Here is a 19962-nt window from a genome sequence, read left to right on the forward strand (position 1 = left end):
CCCAGCCCAAGCTACTCTGGACGACTGTAACTGTGCGCCTCGCAGCTAAAATAGCCCTCATCCTCTGCCTTACATTACTGTTGCTGACCGCAATTGTCGCCGCTTTGTTGGCAACCCAGCCAGGCACTCAGTTCCTCGCGCAGCAAGCTCAACGCGCATTCCCTGACTCCTTACAATGGCGCGAACTCTCAGGCTCGCTGCTAGGACCACTTCAGCTACATGGCCTACATTTCTCACAGCCAGGGCTGGAAGCCAATGCAGAGGCTATTTACTTCGACTGGCAAGCTAGCGATTTGTTCAATGGTCGAGTCAAACTGACTCAACTTGAGGTGGAGGGCTTACGCATCACCCTGTCCCCCAACGAAGCCAGCCCCCCGGGTGAAGCCTTTAGCCCCGCCGCAATAAAGCCGCCACTGGACATCGCTCTACACGGTATAAAACTGCGCAATCTAGAAATTGTTCAAGCCGATCAAGCGCCGCTGATCATTGATGCCATTGAACTTGATGCCACACTCGTCGGCGACAGGCTCCAGCTGCACCAACTCGCACTGCGCCTACCCCAAGGTGGCATCAAGGCGACAGGGCAAACAGCTCTGCGGGACCAGATGCCGCTACAGCTGAAGGTCAATTGGGGCTGGTTACTAGAATCTGAGCTGGCCGACAACACGCCAATGAATGGCGAGCTAAGCCTAGAGGGTACTATTGCTTGGCATGAGGCTATTGGCTTCAATATCGCCTATGGCTTGTTGGTCAACGAAGTCCAGCAGCTCTCTCCCGACCTTCCCGCCCAGCTCAAGTTACAAGGCGAGATAGCGGGTCACTGGGGGAATGAGCGCCTAGCACTTGAACAAGCTAGCTTAGCATTGGCAGAGACCGCGCTGACGCTAAACCTGAAGGGCGACCTAGTGCTCGCCGCCGATGCCCCACCGGGCTTTGATTTGCAATTGCAGTGGCTAGGTCTGCAATGGCCCTTAATTGGCGACAGCCCCCAGCTCAGCAGTGCCACTGGCAATCTCGCGATCTCTGGAGATACAGACTCCTACCTGTTGCAGCTCACTACTGGCCTGAGCGGCGCGGACATTCCCCCAAGTCAGTGGTGGATTGATGGCAAAGGCGACCTCAATCACCTAGAGCTCAATGCACTCAAGGGCGAATTGCTAGGAGGGCAACTCGAGGCCCAGGGCTGGCTGGAGTGGCTGCCCTTTCCACGCTGGCAGTTGCAGGTGACGGCTAGTGATTTGAATCCAGCACAGCTGCAACAAGATCTCGACGGGCAATTAGCACTTACTCTACAGAGCCAGGGGCAGATGGCAAGCGAGCAGCCGCTGCATGCAGAGCTCCAGCTTCAGTCGCTCAAAGGGACACTACAAGGGCGAACATTTGATGCCAGTGCAGCCCTCTCGATAGAGGGTGAGGTAGCGCAATTAAGCCAACTGAATTTGGCCAGCGAGGGCAACACAGTTAGCGCCTCTGGCCTAGTTTCTGCCGCAGAGCTCGACCTGCACTGGCAAGTGGACGCGCCCAAGCCCGGCGCCTTACTGGCAGGCGCCGCCGGCAAGTTGCAGGCCTCTGGGATAGTCAAGGGCAGCCTCGAGACGCCGCGCCTCAAAGCTCAACTAGCCGCTCAAGAGCTCGGCTTCGAGAGCCTAAGATTAGCTAGTCTAAATGCAGACTTGCAGGCGAGCTTAGGCAAGGATGCCCCCCTAAACCTCACACTGCTCACCGGCCCAGTGCTGGACGGCGACCAAAGCCTACTCCAATCACTGCAGCTCAATATAAGCGGCAGCACATCGCAACAGCACTTAACTCTGGCCCTAGACCGCGATGCAGAGCAAGTCACTGTGGCGCTGCAAGGCAAGCCGGAGGCAGACTTCAGCCACTGGCAGGGTATGCTCACTGAGCTATCGCTACATACGGAAACTTACGGCGACTGGCAACTCGAAGAAGCCAGCCCCCTGTCGCTGAGTGCCGAGCAAGTGAGCCTTGGCAACAGCTGCTTACAACAGCTCGCTGGCCCGGCGAAATTCTGTAGCGAAGCCGCCTGGTCGCAGCTTACAGGCAGCCAACTGCATGCCCAGTGGCGGGATCTGTCAATCGCCTTGCTAAGCCCCGCCCTCAGTGGTGATTTAAGCGGCCACCTCACAGGGAGCCTAGCGGCCAATGGCCTGCTCAGAGCCAATGCGGCAATAACACTGTCAGAAGGTCAGGTACTGGTCGAACTTCCCGAAGGACTTGAGCCGCTCACCCATGGCGGCGCCCAAGTGGACATGCGTATCGACGACGCAGGACTCAGGGCACAAGCCAGTTTTGCTGCACCACAACAAGGCAGCCTCAACGCCAGTCTGAGCTTACCGCAACTCAAGTCGTTGCCCTTAAAGCAAGACCAGCCCTTGAGTGGGCAGCTGCAGGCTGCCCTACCCGACCTCAGCGGCATAGCCGCTTGGGTTCCAGCTCTCTCTGCAGCCAGTGGACGCCTGAATGCGCAAATCGACCTGTCTGGCATGCTGCAACAGCCACAAATTAAGGGCGAACTTGAGCTGGCAGAAGCCAGCGCAGATATCCCAGCAGCGGGACTTAAGCTGCGCCAAATTGATTTGCGTGCCATCAACGACCCCGAGCAGCCCGAACAAGTGGATATCAGTGGTGGCCTAGTATCGGGTGATGGCCGCTTGGATATCGTCGGCACAGCGAAGCTGAGCGATCAGGAACTAGCACTGGCGCTCAAAGGCGACAGGCTGCTGGTATTTAATAGCCGCGATGCCCGCGTACTGCTGTCACCGGATCTGAGCATCGCCTGGGCTGAGCAGACCCTTAAGCTGCGCGGCACGCTAGATATACCGCGCGCCGATATCACACCAAAACTGGACTTGCGCCCGAGTACTATGCCCGCAGAACAACAGGCTGCGGAGATGACGGCCCATGTCATTGCCCCCTCCTCCGATGTGGTCATCATCAATGCTCCGCTCGAGACCGGTGGCCAGCTTAGAAGTGTAAGAGCTCCTTTTCGTATCGACAGCCAGGTGCGCGTCACCCTGGGCGACCGGGTGAGCGTCAGTGCACTGGGCTTTATCAGTCGTATTAGCGGCTCTGTCAGCTTTACCAACAGCCCCAAGCAGCGCAGTTTAATACCCCGTGCCAATGGCCTGCTGTCACTCGAAGATGGCACCTTTCGCGCCTTCGGACAGGACCTCGAGATCCAAACTGGGCAACTTATTTTTGCCAACGTAGCCGCCACGTCACCGGAGCTCAACCTGCGGGCGGTACGCTGGATCAATAACGACCCTCAAGTCACCGCAGCCGGAGTGCTGGTCACCGGCAAGGTCACTGAACCGAAATTAGAACTGTTTTCCCGACCACAATTGGAGCCCACTGAGATCCAGTCCTACTTGCTCACAGGCCGTTCTGCTGCCAACCGCGACACGGTACTCAGCTACGGCACTTACCTCCATCCGCGAGTGTATGTGGGTTATGGTTACAACCTGATCCAAGATACCGGCGAGTTCAACAGTCTGTTTACGATTACACCTCGCTATGGGGTGGGCATTGATGTGGGCGAGGCTGACAACAATATTAACCTCACTTTTACCCATGAGAACTAGCATCATGCGCAACAAGCTCGGGGCTTGGCTGCTGCTGAGTACTGCTTTACTCACGGCACTACCCTTACATGCCGCAGAGGGGCTTAAGGTGTCTGTTACTGGTTTGCGAGGAGAAACACTGGCCAACGTACGCGCTGCACTGGCTATTATCCAGCAGCAACACGAGGAGACACTGGACCGAGCGCGCATACAGCAGCTGCACAATCAAGCCGAACAGGATATCAAGGTCGCGCTTCAACCTTTCGGTTACTACCAGCCTACGATTCAGGCCACACTCGAAGCACCCGAGGAAGCCCAACAGCCCTGGCGGGCCCACTATGAAATCAAACAGGGAGAGCAAATTCCCATTGCTGACATTGACCTGCAATTTAGCGGCGCCGGTGCCGATAGCGCTGCTTTAAGTCAATGGCGGTCCAGTGAGGTTCTGGACTTTGGTAATCCCGCCGTACTCAATCACATGCGCTATGAAGAAATAAAGCGCGACTTGCTGTCACAAGTCGTGGCCGCAGGCTACCTAAACGCAAGCTACCAACGGGCCCGTGTCGAGGTAGACCTAGAGCGCTACAGCGCTAAAGTGTCACTACACATCAACACCGGGCCGCTTTATATCTACGGGCCGATCAGCTTTGAGCAACTCGGCCACCCTTTCGCCACCGACTACCTAGAACAATATCTACTACTACAGCCCGGCGACCCTTTTAGTCAAAGCGAGCTCTCACAGCAGCGCAGAGCGCTGAGTAAAAGTGGTCACTTTCAGGCGGTCACTATTGAATCTGGCCAAGCCACTGAAGCTAGCAACAGCAGTGACAAAGTGGTGGTGCAGCCAATCAGTATTGAACTTAAGCCCTACCTCGCCAATCGCTACCGCGGCCGGATCGGCTGGGGTACCGATACAGGTTTTGGCTTACAGACTGACTGGACGCGACGTTATATCGGACAGCGTGGCCACAGCTTCAATCTCGGCGGCGCAGTGGTTGAAGAACGCCGCCGCTTAGCCGGTGAATTCCGCTACCTGATTCCGCTCGATCCACTGGAGGGCAAACGGCTCGAGCTCGGTGCCCGTCACGAAAGTAAAGATCTCACCTATGAAGACGTCGATTTAGACGAGGGCGGCGAGACCCGTATCGCCACCAATCTGGCCTCGGCAACTCTACACTTTCCAAGCAAGCAGCACGGCGCCTACGAACTCCAACAGCGCGCCGGACTGAGCCTGGTCAGCGAAAGCTATGATGTCTTTGAGGTACTGTTTGGCAACCTTCCCAGCTCAGCTCAAAGTGCCATTATTGGCACCATCGGTCGCGATGCTTACAACACCCTAGCGCCCGACTTCAGCGCTGTAGTACCCAACCTACGCTTTACTCTGCGGCGCAGCGATGACCCGCTCTACATACGCCGTGGTGAGTATTACAACTTGGAACTTTTAGGTGCGGATGAGTCCTTGGGCTCAAATACCAGCTTCCTACAAGCCAGACTCAATACCTGGAATATTTTCCCTGTGGGCGATAGCGGCCGCTTGTTACTGCGCTCTGCTTTAGGCTATACCGATGTCGAGAGCCGCGAGGCACTAGGTGTCACCTTTAACCAGATGCCCGAGTATTATGAGTTTCGCAGCGGTGGTGCGCGCAGTATTCGCGGCTATGGCTTTGAAAGCCTCTTTCCCAGCGATGGCATTACCGGTGGCAAACATCTGCTGGTCGGCAGCATTGAATATGAACACGAAATTATTCCCAACTGGGGCGCCTCACTGTTTGTCGACGGTGGCAATGCCTTCAATGAGTTCGACCAAATAGATGAGAAAATCGGCGTCGGCTTTGGACTTCGTTGGCGCTCGCCAGTCGGCTTGGCGCGCATTGATGTTGGCTTTCCCTTAGATGACGCCAAGGATTCATTCCAAATTTATATTACTGTGGGCCCAGAGTTTTAGTAGGCCCCCAATTGCCAGCCTGTCCTAACTATTAGCCCTCATTTAAAGGAGACCCAAGGCATCATGTTGAAACAGTTTCTAAGTGGCCTGGCGCTCAGCGCCACACTAATTCCCGCAGCCTATGCCGAGACACTCTATATCCGCGCCGCACAGATGGTGGACGTGGTGTCGGGGCGCACAGTTGAACAGCCGGCATTGATTATCGAGGACGAGCGCATTATCGAGGTCGGTCAGTGGCCAGCACTAGGCGTACCCGCCGGAGCTAGCACTATTGATCTAGGCAATAGCACGCTGCTGCCCGGACTGATTGATATGCACACCCACTTGACCAGCAAAGCCACCGAGCACGGCTATCAAGCACTGGGTGTTTCAACAGCACGGCAAGCGATTACCGGGGTGAAAAATGCTCGGACCACTCTGCTGGCTGGTGTCACCACGGTTCGCAATTTGGGTGCTGCTGGTTTTAGCGATGTCGCATTACGCGACGCAATTGCAGCTGGCGATGTCATTGGGCCACGCATGATTGTCTCTGGCCCTTCGTTGGGAATTACCGGCGGTCACTGCGATAGCAACCTATTGCCTCCGCGCTACCGCGCTGTTGCCGAGGGTGTTGCTGATGGCCCTTGGGCAGTGCGCCAAAAAGTACGGGAAAACATTAAATACGGCGCTGACACCATTAAACTCTGCGCTACTGGCGGTGTTCTATCCAAGGGCACCAAAGTCGGCGTACAGCAATACACCGAGGAAGAGATGGCTGCCATTGTCGATGAAGCACACCGCCGCGGCTTAATCGTCGCCGCCCATGCCCATGGCACAGAGGGGATCAAAAGTGCTATTCGAGCCGGTGTAGACTCTATCGAACACGCTAGTTTCATGGATGACGAAGCCATCAACTTGGCTAAAAAGCACGGCACCTACCTGTCCATGGATATCTACGATACCGAATACATTCTATCGGAAGGCATTAAATCGGGCATGCTGCCCGAGAGTATCGAAAAAGAGAAAATCACTGGCCAGCGCCAGCGAGATAGTTTCAGCAGGTCATGGCAAGCCGGCATCAAAATGGTCATGGGCACTGACGCTGCAGTGTACCCGCACGGCGATAACGCCAAACAGCTGTCACGAATGGTCACTTTTGGCATGAGCCCCATGGAAGCACTGCAAGCAGCCACTATCGAGGGCGCAAAGTTGTTAAAGATGAGTGAGCAGATCGGCTCGCTGCGCGCTGGACGTTACGCCGATCTCATTGCGGTCGCAGGGGACCCCATTGCCGATATCAGCTTGTTAGAGCAGCCGCAGTTTGTGATGAAAGGTGGCGTGGTATATCTCAATCAACTACAAGATTAACAAACACATCAAAAGCAGCTAAAGAGCAGGCTTGCCGTGCCGCCTGCTCAGAAGCTTATGCTTAACCTCCGCGCTAGCCCCACGCCACTCCGGGGTGGAGCTAGCCCAGAACAGAGCCCTTAAACCGCTGCGGCAAGAGCCTGCTCAATATCTGCGAGGATATCATCAATGTGCTCGATACCTACGGATATGCGCACCAGCTCTTCACTAACACCTGCAGACTTAAGCTCTTCAGGGTTCAGCTGTCGGTGTGTTGTACTTGCTGGGTGACAGGCCAAGGATTTGGCATCACCGATGTTAACCAGACGCAGGATTAACTTGAGGGCATCGATAAATTTACCGCCCGCCTCAGCGCCGCCAACGATGCCAAAGCTGAGGATGCCTGAAGCCTGTCCGCCGCAGATTTTCTCACAGGTAGCGCGATATGGACTATCACTCAGGCCGGCATAATTGACCCAAGCCACTGCGGGGTGAGATTGCAGATACTCCGCCACTTTCTGGGCATTCTCACAGTGCCGCTCCATACGCAGCGCCAGTGTCTCTAAGCCCTGCATCAGTTGGAAGGAGCTGCTCGCTGACAGTACAGCGCCGGTATTGCGCAGTGGCACGACTCGGCATCGTGCGATAAACGCTGCCGGCCCCATCGCTTCAGTGTAGACCACGCCGTGGTAAGAGGGGTCAGGGGTATTCATAATGGGGAAGCGATCAGCGTGCGCTGCCCAATCAAATTTGCCCGAGTCTACAATTGCTCCGCCAATTGTGGTGCCATGACCGCCGATATACTTGGTCAAAGAGTGCACTACGATGTGAGCGCCGTGATCAAAAGGACGGCATAAAATTGGGCTGGCCACGGTATTATCGACAATTAAGGGGACACCAGCGGCATTGGCCACTTCGGCCCAGCGCGCAATATCCACCACATTACCAGCTGGGTTGCCGATCGACTCACAGAACAGTGCCTTGGTGTTCTCGTCGATAAGCTTAGCAATGCCATCAAAATCATTGGCATCGACAAAGCGCGTTTCAATACCTTGGCGTGGAAAAGTGTGCGCAAAGAGGTTGTAAGTGCCACCATAAATCTGTGAGGTACTGACAATATTGCTGCCAACATCGGCAATCGCTTCAATCGCATAGCGGATAGCCGCCATGCCGGAAGCCACTGCCAGGGCCCCAATGCCCCCTTCGAGTTGCGCCAAACGCTCTTCAAGTACCGCGTTAGTTGGGTTAGTGATACGACTGTAAATATTACCTGGTACCTTCAGGTTAAACAGATCGGCACCGTGCTGGGTGCTATCGAAAGTAAAAGAGGTTGTCTGGTAGATTGGGGCCGTTGCCGCATTGGTAGCGGGATCGCCATCGTAGCCAGCATGCAGCGCAATAGTTGCAGGTTTCATCGGGACATTTTCCTTGTGTATATCGAATGTGGTTAAAAAAGGAGGCCATTCAAACCCAACGAGACTAGCAGAACCGCGCCCGAGGTCAAAGTTTGTCCGCCACTCTCACTAAAGCATTGGCAGTCTTCCGCTTGAGGGCAATAATGGCTAGAGGTATAACAGATAAAAAAAGGAACTACACATGCCTGATAAAGCATCGATTCTCGACCTAATCGGCAACACCCCACTCCTCTACCTGCGAGAAGTATCAGAGCAGACCGGCTGCCATATCTATGGCAAAGCAGAGTTTATGAACCCCGGTGGATCAGTAAAGGATCGCACTGCACTGGGCATTATTCGGGCTGCTGAAAAGGCCGGTGAATTGCAAGCTGGTGGCGTTATCGTTGAAGGAACGGTAGGCAACACCGGTATTGGATTAACCCTGGTAGCTAACGCCCTCGGTTACCAATCAGTGATTGTTATGCCACAAACTGCCAGCCAAGAGAAAATCGATCAGCTGGAAATGCTTGGCGCAGATCTTCTTTTAGTTCCCGCGGCCAGTTACGACAGCCCCGACCACTACATTCACACCGCTAAGCGCGTTGCCAGCGGCCGAGCTCACTGCGAACCCAATGGTGCCACTTGGGCAAGACAGTTCGACAATCCCGCCAATCGCCAAGTGCATTACGACAGCACCGGCCCTGAAATCTGGCGGCAATGTGACGGCAAAATAGACGGCTTCATTTGCTCAGTAGGCACGGGTGGCACCCTCGCAGGCGTTGCAACTGCACTAAAAGAACGCAACCCCGCAATCAAAATTGGCCTAGCCGACCCAATGGGCTCAGCCCTTCACCGCCTGCTGGGTCACAGCCCTTCAGCCTCGAGCTCTGGTTCCATCGTAGAAGGCGTAGGTATCTCCTTCATTCCTGGCAACCTAGAGGGCATCACGCCCGACTTCAGCTATCAAATAGAGGACGATGAAGCGCTGCCCTACATATACAATCTGCTTAAAAACGAAGGCATGTCTGTGGGTGGTTCATCTGGCATCAATATCGCCGGTGCCGTAGCTATGGCAGAAGAGCTGGGGCCAGGCCATACCATCGTCACCCTACTCTGCGACTCTGGTAGCCGCTATCACAGCAAACTCTTTAACCCTGAGTTTCTGATGCGCCACAAACTACCCTTCCCCCACTGGATGGCGAGCTAAGCAAGCTCCTCTTAGCCCTATCAGCACGGCACAAGTTGTTAGCAATTTGCGCCATAAATCATAGATGTGAAAAAAAGCATTTTTCGGCCTATGCTTGGGGTGCTGCGGTAAATCTATAATAAGGAGTATAAGAAATGCAGATATCCCAGTACTTTGCCCGTTTTAGCACTAGGCTAAAATTCCTTTTAATTGCGCTAGTGCTAGCACTAAACGGCTGCAGTGACAGCAGTGACAGTAAGTCGAGAGATACGCCAGCCCCAGCGCCGCCGCTGGGCGAATTCACCCTGACAGTATTATCTAGCCCCGCTGATGCAGTGAGTAACGACGAGGCAAGATTAGCGATTGAGGTACCCGAGGCGCTACCTTTAGCTCAGGTGCAAGTTGCCGTAGATGGCCGAGATGTATCGAGCGCCTTCCATGCGATGGCCGATGGCCATGGCCTAGAGGGCCGCATTGAAGGCCTCGCCGAGGGTGACAATACGATTCAAGTCAGTAGCAGCGAGGGCAATGTACCCGAAACCGGCCTGACCCTAAGGAACCACCCCGCCAGCGGCCCGATTTTTTCTGGCCCACAACAATCACCATTTTTTTGTGCTACGGACAATCATTTAGCTGATCTTGAGCTGGGACCAGTGATCGATGAGCAGTGCAGTGTTGAGACGGTAGTCAGCTATAAATACCGCAGCACAGCGGGTACTTGGTCAGATTACCAGCCCGGCCAAGAACGCCCCGCCGATATGGCCACCACCACAACCATTGACGGCTCTGAAGTCGACTTTATTGTGCGCTGGGAGCGCGGTAGCTTAAACCGCTTCCTCTATTCCATCGCGCTACTCTCCACCGCTGATGACAGCCTTGATGAGCCCGACCTCAGTGCTTGGAACAAGCGCCTGATTTACTACTTCCAGGGTGGTGTAGCTATCGGTCACTACCAAGGTGGGCCCAGCACAAGCCGCGCACTGTATCTGGACGGCCTTAGCGCCGGCTATGCCGTGGCCTACTCCACTGGCACCAAAACCGGCACTCACTACAACCTGCAGCTAGGTGGCGAGACCGCCATCATGGTCAAAGACCGCTTTGTATCGGCTTACGCCGCACCAGAATACACAGTGGGCATCGGCGGTTCTGGGGGCGGAATTCAGCAGTATATTTATGCACAAAACCACCCCGGACTGATCGATGCAGGGATTCCCCAGTACTCCTACCCGGACATGGTGACCCAGACCATCCATATCGGCGATTGTGAGCTGATCGAACGCTGGATTGATCTGCAACTCCAAAGCGACCCCAGCTCCAAATGGGCCGACTGGAACAACCGCAGCTGGTTAATTGGCCTCAATGCCAACAATGAAGTCCCCAATGATGTAGTGAACTTTGGGCTAACACCCTGGGTTCCGCCGGGCTCCAGTGAGTGCAGCGCCTCCTGGCGTGGTCTGTCGCCACTGGCTCTGAACCCACACTTTGGTGATGCTCCTGGTATTACTGCCGAGCAGCAAGCCGAGGTTGAATGGTCTCACTTTGCCGATTTGATCAACATCTACGGCAGAGCTGATGACGGCTTTGCCCGCACCACTTGGGACAACGTCGGTGTACAGTACGGCCTGCAAGCCCTGCGCGATGGCAATATCTCGCCGGCAGAGTTTCTCGACCTCAACTTTAATATCGGGAGCTGGAAAAACGAGCCGGATATGATCCAGGAGGGCTGTCCCTTCTTAATCGATCAGTGCTTCGCTTTGGACTTTGAAAAGCCGCTGTACCCCGATCAAATCGACCCCTGGAGTTGGCGCAACATCCTCGTCGCTGAAGGTGACAAGCCAGCACCCCGCCGCCGCGCTGATGAAGGCGCCATTGAAGCGGCCATCAGCTCGGGCATGGTCAACACCGGCGCAGTGGAAATCCCCCTCATTGATGTTCGGCATTACCTTGAAGATGAGTTGGACATGCACAATACGCTGCAATCTTTTGCTTCGCGCCAGCGTCTTCTAAATCACGACGGTGATGCCAGCAATCAAGTCATCTGGTTTGTGGCACCCGGCGGCGACCAAGGCAATTATGACAACTCCATGCAGGCCTTTGCTGTTATCGATGAGTGGATGGCTAATATTAAAGCCAATCCAGAGCGCTCAGTCGGTGAAAACCGTCCCACAGCGGCAGTGGATAGCTGCTTCGATAAGGAGGGCGGCCTAATCGCCAGCGGCGAAGATGTCTGGAACGGTATTCTGGATGATAAAGCGCCCGGCGCCTGCACCCAGAAATTCCCCATCTACAGTACCTCTCGCATCGTAGCCGGCGGACCGATCACCGGTGAGGTCTTCCAGTGTGCGCTGCAGCCTATCGACGCTGCCCTTGAGCAAGGACTGTATGGCGACTGGGTCCCAGACCAAGCAGAGCGCGCCCTGCTGGAGGCAATCTTCCCCGAAGGCGTCTGTGACTACAGCAATAATCAGCGAGAAAAAGGCTAAGCTCGAAAAATCCGGGACCTCAGGTATTGATTGAGCGCAGTAAAGACTCTAATTCGAACACATGTGGGTCCCGGTCCCCGAGGTCTCGCAAGGCCTCGGCCAATTGCAAAACATAATCGCGGTTACTGCCGCTAGGGCCATGCGATCCGGCAATATGCTCGGCTATTTCTTGCGCCGGCGCCGCCCCGAGGTAGGCCGGGTTATGCTCATCTGCCACATACAACACGCCCGCGACTCTCTGCTCCACCTGCGTCAGAGTGATATCAATCTCAAAGCGCTGGTAGCCGTTTTTCTCTCGGTGATCTAAGTGCTCAAAGACCTCGTTCTCAACCAGGTAAGCAAGCCCTTTGCACAGCGCTTGCTCAGCAGGCACCAGCGTCACCACTCGCCCCGGGTGCTCTGGGGTGCCCCGATGATCGTGTGAGCCCTGCCAGAAACGGCGCTGCCAACCTCTAATACTAGCCGGTTCTCGGCGCAGGTAGGGAAAGTCCACTTTGTAGATCAGCGAGCCATAACCAAATACCCAAGTAGGCTCTGTTGCGGCCGATAAACTCAAGGCTATTGCCCCCCGCCTACACGGCGAATGACATAGTCCCAGTAATCCATCTCATTATAAAAAGACTGCAGCGGGATGCGCTCATTGGAACCGTGTGCGCGACTGTCGTCAGGCCGTACCAAGGCGAGACTGCCCGCACCATAAGTCGGGATACCTGCACGGCGATATTCGCGCCCCTCAGTACCCCCTGAAGACATTGTTGGCTGCAGCGTAATACCGGGGTAATTCACCGCCACCCCCGCCTGCAAGATAGCCAGCACATCCTCTCGAATAGGCGAGGCGGGGCTCTCTACCGGCTGGCCGCGCTGCTCAATCGTCACCTGATTACTGTTTACTGCTTTGCTGAGCACTGAGTGCACATGCTCTACTCCACCAGTATCAGGGAGGATGCGGCAATTGACCGTAGCTTTAGCATCTTGTGGCAAAGCATTTTCGGCATGGCCTGCTGTTAACATAGTAGCGACACAGGTGGTCCACAGCATATTGGAGTACTGTGGATAGTCTTTCATAAGCGCAATGGCTTGCTCATCACTGGGGTTTTCTAACAAAGTATGGAGCGCCTCAGCCACCGCACCGCCCTCGCGCTCGGCTAAGGAGCTCGCCATAGAGCGGGTAATCTCATTAAACTGCACTGGAAACTGCAGCTCCTCGATACGCAACAAGGCACGAGCCAGATCATAGATCGCATTTTCAGCTCGCGGTGCGGAGCTGTGTCCACCTGAATTATGGGTAGACAGGATAAAAGAGGCATAAACTTTCTCTGCAGCCTGCATCGAGAAGGCCAGAGGCTTGCCCTCGCGAGTCATACTTCCACCCCCGGCATCGGAGTTCAGCGCGTATTCTGCATTGCGTACATAGGGGTGCTGAATGATTTTTCGCGTAGTGCGCATACCGCTTTCTTCATCGCCGGAAAAAGCCAGTATCAAATCACGATCCGGCTGATAACCTTCAGCCTTTAGCTTAGCGAAAGTAGTTACTAGCAAGGCCACCGCAAACTTATTGTCTTGCGTGCCACGCCCGTAGAGATAACCCTCTTTAATATGCGGCTCAAAAGGCTTAGTCTCCCAGTTTTCCGCTAAGGCATCCACGACATCCATGTGTGCTAAAAATGCTACCGGTCGCTGCTGACTAACACCCTGTGCGGCATAGCGCACAATCAAGCCACTGACCGCTTCGCCGTCAATATCCAGCGGGACTCGTACAATATCCTCATCGCTAAATCCTGCCGCCTTCAGCTTGCCTACCAAGTGATCGATCATCCCCGGTATTTGCCCGTAACCTTTGGCACTGCGGTAGGGAATCAAGTCCTTTAATAAGGCCAAGGCCTCATCCTTCGCCTGCTCGCCAACCGCAGATTGGGTCGTTGGCGATAAGAAAAGTGTCGCTAGAGTAATAGACAATAGCGCAGCAAAATGACGGTAATTGAAGCGCATAAGGGCTCCTTAATAGTGTGGGCTATCTACAAGTAAGGGGCTGTGCAGACTAACATCCTAGTGCGCAGTACTCTACACAGGCCCCGATGCCAAACTAAAGAGTACACATGCGAAAGCATGTCACATGGGATCCAAGCGAGTACTTAAGAGCTTGCTAAAGTCTGACTCAGCTCTGTGGCCAAGTGTAACAGGGCTGCTGTATCTGCAGACTGGCGGTCTGTTGTGGCCGGCAACTCCACTGGCTGCACCAAACTCGCCCTAGCAGGCGGCAAATGATCTCGCGCCATGCTTAAATCCCAGCGCAGCTGGGCCAGCAACCAAAACTCCGCGGGATAGCGACTTTGGGTAAGACGCTCGAATAGCAGCGCCATTTTAGCTGTGATACTGCGCCGGCCTCTGATTAATTCGTTAACCGGCTGCGGCTGCTTAAAGCCCAACTGACGGGCCAATTGCGACTGGGAGCAGCCACAGGGGATCAAAATGAGTGGCTCGATAAGCTCCCCTGGGTGAATTGGCTTCTTGGACATTAAGGCCGTTCACCAGAAGTTGATTCAGCTCTCTCAGCTGCCAGAGCTTGAGATCCTAAGAGATGCTTATAGCCACCGATAAACGAAGCCAGATCCGTAGCACTGTGAGGCATCCACACCACATTTTGGTTTTTGGCCATTTCTTCTAGGGTCTGCATATAGCGTATGCCCACTAGGTAGTCGGCAAAATCTTCCTGCAGCACCTCTTTTACCAATTGTAGCTTGCGCTGCTCAGCTTGGGCGAGGCGCTCAATAGCACCAGCTTCACCCTCGGCCTCTAGCATGTAGGCTTGCCGCTCACCTTCAGCAGTGGCAATACGAGCATCGCGCTCACCTTCTGCTCGCAACACTTCGGCGCGCTTAAAGCCTTCAGCCTCAGTCACTCGAGCGCGGCGCTCGCGTTCGGCTTTCATCTGCTGCTCCATCGCAGTCAACACATCGGTCGGAGGAATAATGTCCTGCACTTCCACTCGGTTGACCTTAATCCCCCAAGACTGGGCGGCGGAACCGATAGTATCGACTAGACTCGCGTTGATTTTTTCACGCGACGTTAAGGTGTCATCAAGGTCCATCTCGCCAATGACATTACGCAGCGTAGTCTGAGTCAATGTCTCTAAGGCTATCGGCAGGTTTTCTATTTCATAAACTGCGTCGCGGGGCACAGTAATTTGGAAGTAGACCACGGCATCCACCTGAATGCCCACGTTGTCACGGGTAATCACTGACTGTGAGGGAAAGTCATAAACCTGCTCCCGCAGGTCGAGGTTGGTGATAGTGGTCACCACAAAAAATTTCTGGCCCTGCTCTTTAACCGTTCTGCGCCAAGGAATTAGCCGCGGCTGATCGACTACGGGAATAATTATATTGAGCCCTGCAGTCAGGGTTTTATGGTATCGCCCGAGGCGCTCGATCATCATCACCGACTGCTCCGGCACAATGCGAATCCCCTTGACCAAGAGGGTGACGACGAAAAAGGCGATAAAGCCCAGAACTACCATTGCGGCCATTGTCATAAGCTCTCCTTAACGCGCTATGCGTTTGACAACTAAAGTTGATGTTTTCACTGCAACGATCTCGGCGCTATCACCTTCCAACAGATCGTCTTCACTTTCCAAAGTCCAACGCGAGTCGCGGAAAACCGTATAAAACTTACCGCCAATATCCGGGCCATCGATCACTGTCACCTGCTTGCCCACCATGCCATGTACGCCAAAAGGTGATGGTTCACGATGCATAAATGTCCGCAAGGCAAAGGGCCGAATACCCACAAAAAATAGCAATGCGCCAATCACATAGGCCAGTAAAGCCCAGCCCAGTTCAGCACCAAAGTAATGTCCTAGCGCCGCACAAAGGGCAGCAAAACCTAAGCCCGCTAAGACAAAGCCCGATACAAAAATTTCTGCAGTGATAAGCAAAACACTGAGAATAATCCACAGGTGCCAGGGGCTGAGCCCAATATCATTCATGATAGAAGTCCTTACATACCTAGCATGCAAGCATAGGCCGAATTAACAGAGAATCAACTAAAGAATCGGGCCACAAAGGCGGGCTCTGCTCCTGCCAAGTCAGCCTAGGAAGCCAATTCCTGGCCACGGAAGTAATTGCACACTTGTCTACTTATCTAATGAATGATTAACTAGCCCACAAAATAAACCATAACAAGGAGTTCAAATTTGGCACAGCTTCAAGGAAAAGTGGCATTTATTACGGGCGCTAGTCGCGGAGTGGGTTTGGGCGTAGCCCGAGCCTACGCCAAGGAAGGCGCCACGGTGATTTTGGCAGCACGCAGTGTCGAGGTCGGCAAACAGGCAGAGCAGCAGATCAACCGCGACTACCCACAAGGTCGCGCAGTGTTTCTAGAAACTGATATCACCAATAAACAACAACTCGAGCAGAACCTAGAACAGGTCGCAGCGGATATCGGCGACATCGACATCCTGATTAACAACGCCACGGCCGGTGATGGTCAGCCAGCTCACTTGGAGGACACCAGCGAGCAAAACATCAATAAGCTGATTCAGGTGAACTACCACGCGCCCCTGTGGGCTATGCAGAAAGTCTTTCCGAGTATGAAAGCGAAGGGCTGGGGCCGGGTGATCAGCATGGCTTCACTCAATGGCATTAATGCCCATCGCTTCTCTGTCGGCTACAACAGCTCCAAAGAGGCCCTGCGCGCACTCACTCGCACAGCAGCGGCCGAATGGGGCCGTCATAACATCACCTGCAACATCATCTGCCCCGCTGCAGTCACCGAGACCTGGGAAGCCTATACCCAGTGGGACCCAGAGTCTGCACGCAGTATTTTGCAACAAATTCCAATGCAAAGAATGGGCGATAGCGAACATGACATCGGCCCCTTAGCGGTCTTTTTAGGCTCTGATGCCGGCGGCTTTATTACCGGCAACACCATTCACGCAGACGGCGGCGGCCATATCAATGGCGTGCCCTGGTTCACAGAGCTACCGGAGTAAGCTATGAGCGAACAAGAACGTAAGTCAGCCATGTCGCAGTTTATCCAACTGCCGGCCCTCCTGCGCTTATTAAAACGGGGCAAAGTCGAGTCTGGCTACCGGCTCTATGCCGCCGGGCGCCTACTCTTCAGCTTGATTCTAGAGCCCTTCCGGCTCTATGAAAAACTGCGCTGGGGTAAAACAATCGAGGCCACCGAGCTCTCGGCACCACCGGTTTTCTTGCTGGGCATGGGCCGCAGTGGCACGACACACCTTCACTACCTGTTTTGGCAAGATCCGCAGTTTGGCTTTGTCAGCAACTATCAAGCGAGCATGCACCCTGTCGCCATGATTGGCCGGGGCTGGCTCAAACAGCGCATCGCCTCGTCTATGCCCGACACTCGACCGATGGACAATGTAGCAATCACCTTAGATGCTCCCCAAGAAGAAGAGCTGGCCATGGTGACGCTAACCGAACATGCCGCTTTTCACTTTGCCAGTTTCCCCCGCTCCCTGCCTGAGTGTTACGACCGCTACGTAACAGAATTAGGCGGCAACGAGCAAGAACTTGCCGAGTGGCAGAAGGCTTATATGGAGGTATTAAAGAAAGCCACCTTGCTAAATGATGGCAAGCGGCTGGTACTGAAAACCCCCACCCACACAGGCCGAGTCGCTTTATTAAATAAGATGTTCCCCGGCGCCAAATACGTGTTTATCGTGCGCAACCCTTACGCGGTCTATCAGTCGATGCGCAATATGTATCGCTTGATCCTACCCGGCCAGACCTTCCAAGACTTGGATTGGCAAGCTATTGATAATTGGATACTGCATGCCTACCGCGAACTGTTGAGCAAATACCTCGAACAACGCTCGATCATTGCCCCAGAAGACTTAGTAGAAATTCGATTTGAAGAACTCGAAAAGAAACCCATGGAGATCATGGAAAATATCTACCAGCGACTGGACCTGGGCGACTTTAAGCAAGTAGCCCCTAAGCTGCAGTCTTACCTAGATAGTTTGGCGAGCTATAGCAAAAACACTTTCGACTTCCCCGACGAATTAATTCGCACTGTTAACGAGCACTGGAGTTTTGCCTTTGATGCCTTCGGCTATGAAAAACTAAGCCCCTCCCAGCCAGAGCAGCCCTCAACAATAACAACCAAGCAGGAGACAGCATAATGACAATCGAAGCTTTCAAAGACACATGGCAGCGCTTGTTGGCGGGAGAGCTAGAAATCGAGCACGGCCACAACGAGTTTATCGGTCACGCTGACACTGTTCGGCAGTTATTAGAAGTTGCCCCTGAGCCAGTAAAAGCAGATCTACAAGCACTTTACGAACTGCTCGCTGAAGCACGTGATGCCCAGGGCATGGCTGTATTGGGAATCTTTCCAAAGCTCTGTGACCCAGAGCTGGCGCTGATTGAAGGTCGCATCTCTGATTTTATTGCTGAACATTGCGGCATGCGCCTGGACGACGGCAAGTACGTCGCGGGGGAGCTCACTGGTGAACCACTATCAACTGGCTGGCCCGGCGCCGGTAGCCCGCTGACTAATAATCGCTTCCCCTACCTCTTAGACACCTCGGCTTCTAACTACTTTAGCAACCGCTTTTGGCACGGTGCTGGAGCCCCTGAAGGCTTCTTTGCTGTGCCTGAGGGCGGCCGGGTGGTAATACGTGGCCAATACTTACGCTGCCGCTACTTTGGTTTCCACCCCAACGACTTCGACACCAATACACTACCAACACTGGTCGATAAGGATATCGAACCGGATCCCGGTAGCTGCAACCCTTTCCGCGACAACTGCACAGAGCAGGATGAACAGTACTTTACTGTGACCATCCTATTTGAAGCGCCGCCGGAAAAGCCCGCAGCAAACACCATGTATGTCGGAGAAAAGCGCAACGGCGGGCCTAATCCGGCCCTGTTCTTGCTGCTGCGCACCACCGATTCAGTATTGGGCGCCAACCCACCAAACAGTACCGGTGTCCCCTTGCCCTCGGTCACGATATTTGATGCACAAGGTAGCGAAGTAGAGCATCACGAAAGCTGCCTGCCCTATGCCAATGATGACTACCCTATTGAAACCACCCAATTTGCATCCTTGCCCATACCGGATTATCGCGCCCAAGTAGCCGCTGGAAAATTTAGCACCCGATCCAACTGGGGTTTGCCATACGACATTCTAGCCAGCGATGACATCCTCTACTTGAGTACGCCCTACAGTACTCGGCTAGGAGAGTTACTCGTGGTTAGAGCAAAGCCCTTGAGAACACCTAAGTTTCCTCAGGAGCCAGTCTTTACTGAGACGGCACAAATTCGCGGCTTCACGATCACCAATTACAATTTTTGGGCGGGCATTTGCAACGACGCAGTGGTGGACAGAGAGCTAGCCCTCGATTCCGAAGGCTACTACACGGTGGTGGTATCAACGGCACAAAATCGTCCGCATAATGCCACGGAGCAAGAACATGTTAACTGGATGGATTGGGGGCCCTATTTGGATGGCCAACTGACCTTCCGCATGCTGTTGCGCACCAACCCCTTGCTACTGCGGCTCAAGACTTTGGCTATGGGAGAGTCAGAAGACCCTGAACTAGAACCCTTCCTGCCCCAGGTCGCCCATTGCAGTAAGGCGGACTTTGAAGCGCGGGGATGGCGGGCAGCCTTTGAATAACAGCGCCCGCACTCTCTATCTAAGCTGACTGTCCTTACTCGCTCGGCGGTTGTAGCCTGCATAAGCCCTATACTCGCGATCAACCGCCTCCTGACAACTCACACAGAAGCGCACTCCGGGCACAGCCTTTCGGCGCGCTTCGGGAATAGCAGCTTCGCACTCATCGCAGAGCAGAGCACTCTCACCGCGTGGTAATTGACTGCGCGCGCGATTGATCTCATCTTCCAGACTAGCATCGATCTGCTCTTGCACTGCGCCATCTTTAGTAAAGCCCCCAGCCATACAAGACTCCTTATTATCTCGGAGACTATGCAGCGAACACAACTCTACGCTGCCAAGCTCGAAGTAAGTGATGTCCTCATTGGGGTTTGCTCCCCAATAACAGACTACTCAATGAATAGACCGC

At 54.2% G+C, this 19962-nt stretch carries 15 protein-coding genes; 8 read left to right on the forward strand and 7 right to left on the reverse strand.

Annotated elements, in window-relative coordinates; all coding sequences use genetic code 11:
* The first annotated feature begins 32 nt into the window (after positions 1 to 32).
* The 3 genes from H2508_RS15250 (at position 33) to H2508_RS09500 (ending at position 6870) form a co-directional block, all read left to right on the forward strand.
* Positions 33 to 3599: a translocation/assembly module TamB domain-containing protein gene (locus H2508_RS15250; protein WP_182172381.1), complete on the forward strand. Its 3567-nt coding sequence runs from the start codon at positions 33 to 35 to the stop codon at positions 3597 to 3599.
* A 4-nt stretch (positions 3600 to 3603) separates the two neighbouring features.
* Positions 3604 to 5523, forward strand: a complete 1920-nt coding sequence (locus H2508_RS09495; protein WP_182172383.1) for an autotransporter assembly complex protein TamA — start codon at positions 3604 to 3606, stop codon at positions 5521 to 5523.
* A 63-nt stretch (positions 5524 to 5586) separates the two neighbouring features.
* Positions 5587 to 6870 carry a Xaa-Pro dipeptidase gene (locus tag H2508_RS09500; RefSeq protein ID WP_182172385.1) on the forward strand — a complete coding sequence of 428 codons (1284 nt, stop codon included), beginning with the start codon at positions 5587 to 5589 and terminating at the stop codon, positions 6868 to 6870.
* Between the two features lie 119 nt (positions 6871 to 6989).
* On the opposite strand, the gene H2508_RS09505 is transcribed toward H2508_RS09500, so the two are convergent.
* A complete protein-coding gene (locus H2508_RS09505; RefSeq protein ID WP_182172387.1) occupies positions 6990 to 8264 on the reverse strand; it encodes an O-acetylhomoserine aminocarboxypropyltransferase/cysteine synthase family protein in 1275 nt (424 codons plus the stop codon).
* A 181-nt stretch (positions 8265 to 8445) separates the two neighbouring features.
* Between H2508_RS09505 and H2508_RS09510 the strand changes: the two genes are divergently transcribed.
* Both H2508_RS09510 and H2508_RS09515 read left to right on the forward strand, forming a co-directional pair.
* Entirely contained in the window at positions 8446 to 9450 is a 1005-nt protein-coding gene (locus H2508_RS09510) for a cysteine synthase A (RefSeq protein ID WP_182172389.1), read from the forward strand.
* A 134-nt stretch (positions 9451 to 9584) separates the two neighbouring features.
* Positions 9585 to 11912: a DUF6351 family protein gene (locus H2508_RS09515; RefSeq protein WP_182172391.1), complete on the forward strand. Its 2328-nt coding sequence runs from the start codon at positions 9585 to 9587 to the stop codon at positions 11910 to 11912.
* Between the two features lie 19 nt (positions 11913 to 11931).
* Here H2508_RS09515 and H2508_RS09520 read toward each other — a convergent pair whose 3' ends face one another.
* The 5 genes from H2508_RS09520 to H2508_RS09540 all read right to left on the reverse strand — a co-directional run bounded on the left by H2508_RS09520 (position 11932) and on the right by H2508_RS09540 (position 15894).
* Positions 11932 to 12468, reverse strand: a complete 537-nt coding sequence (locus tag H2508_RS09520; RefSeq protein ID WP_220463681.1) for a gamma-glutamylcyclotransferase — start codon at positions 12466 to 12468, stop codon at positions 11932 to 11934.
* 2 nt (positions 12469 to 12470) lie between these two features.
* A complete protein-coding gene (locus H2508_RS09525; protein ID WP_182172393.1) occupies positions 12471 to 13901 on the reverse strand; it encodes a M20/M25/M40 family metallo-hydrolase in 1431 nt (476 codons plus the stop codon).
* Between the two features lie 143 nt (positions 13902 to 14044).
* Positions 14045 to 14428: a HigA family addiction module antitoxin gene (locus tag H2508_RS09530; protein WP_182172395.1), complete on the reverse strand. Its 384-nt coding sequence runs from the start codon at positions 14426 to 14428 to the stop codon at positions 14045 to 14047.
* Complete coding sequence (locus H2508_RS09535) at positions 14428 to 15441, reverse strand: SPFH domain-containing protein (RefSeq protein WP_182172397.1); 1014 nt, start codon at positions 15439 to 15441, stop codon at positions 14428 to 14430. Before H2508_RS09535 ends, H2508_RS09530 begins: the two co-directional genes overlap by 1 nt.
* Before the next feature lie 9 nt (positions 15442 to 15450).
* A complete protein-coding gene (locus tag H2508_RS09540) occupies positions 15451 to 15894 on the reverse strand; it encodes an NfeD family protein (RefSeq protein WP_182172399.1) in 444 nt (147 codons plus the stop codon).
* A 207-nt stretch (positions 15895 to 16101) separates the two neighbouring features.
* Between H2508_RS09540 and H2508_RS09545 the strand changes: the two genes are divergently transcribed.
* The 3 genes from H2508_RS09545 to H2508_RS09555 are packed head-to-tail and all read left to right on the forward strand — an operon-like array spanning position 16102 to position 19556.
* Positions 16102 to 16899 (forward strand): SDR family NAD(P)-dependent oxidoreductase, encoded by a 798-nt coding sequence (locus H2508_RS09545; protein WP_182172401.1) that lies wholly within the window; start codon positions 16102 to 16104, stop codon positions 16897 to 16899.
* 3 nt (positions 16900 to 16902) lie between these two features.
* Positions 16903 to 18057: a sulfotransferase family protein gene (locus H2508_RS09550; RefSeq protein WP_182172403.1), complete on the forward strand. Its 1155-nt coding sequence runs from the start codon at positions 16903 to 16905 to the stop codon at positions 18055 to 18057.
* On the forward strand, positions 18057 to 19556 hold the full coding sequence (locus H2508_RS09555) for a hypothetical protein (RefSeq protein WP_182172407.1): 1500 nt from the start codon (positions 18057 to 18059) through the stop codon (positions 19554 to 19556). Before H2508_RS09550 ends, H2508_RS09555 begins: the two co-directional genes overlap by 1 nt.
* A 15-nt stretch (positions 19557 to 19571) precedes the next feature.
* Here H2508_RS09555 and H2508_RS09560 read toward each other — a convergent pair whose 3' ends face one another.
* Positions 19572 to 19838 (reverse strand): DksA/TraR family C4-type zinc finger protein, encoded by a 267-nt coding sequence (locus H2508_RS09560; RefSeq protein ID WP_182172410.1) that lies wholly within the window; start codon positions 19836 to 19838, stop codon positions 19572 to 19574.
* Between the last annotated feature and the right edge of the window lie 124 nt (positions 19839 to 19962).

Origin of the sequence: Sediminihaliea albiluteola, from assembly GCF_014077625.1 — a bacterium.
Lineage (GTDB): Bacteria > Pseudomonadota > Gammaproteobacteria > Pseudomonadales > Halieaceae > Sediminihaliea > Sediminihaliea albiluteola.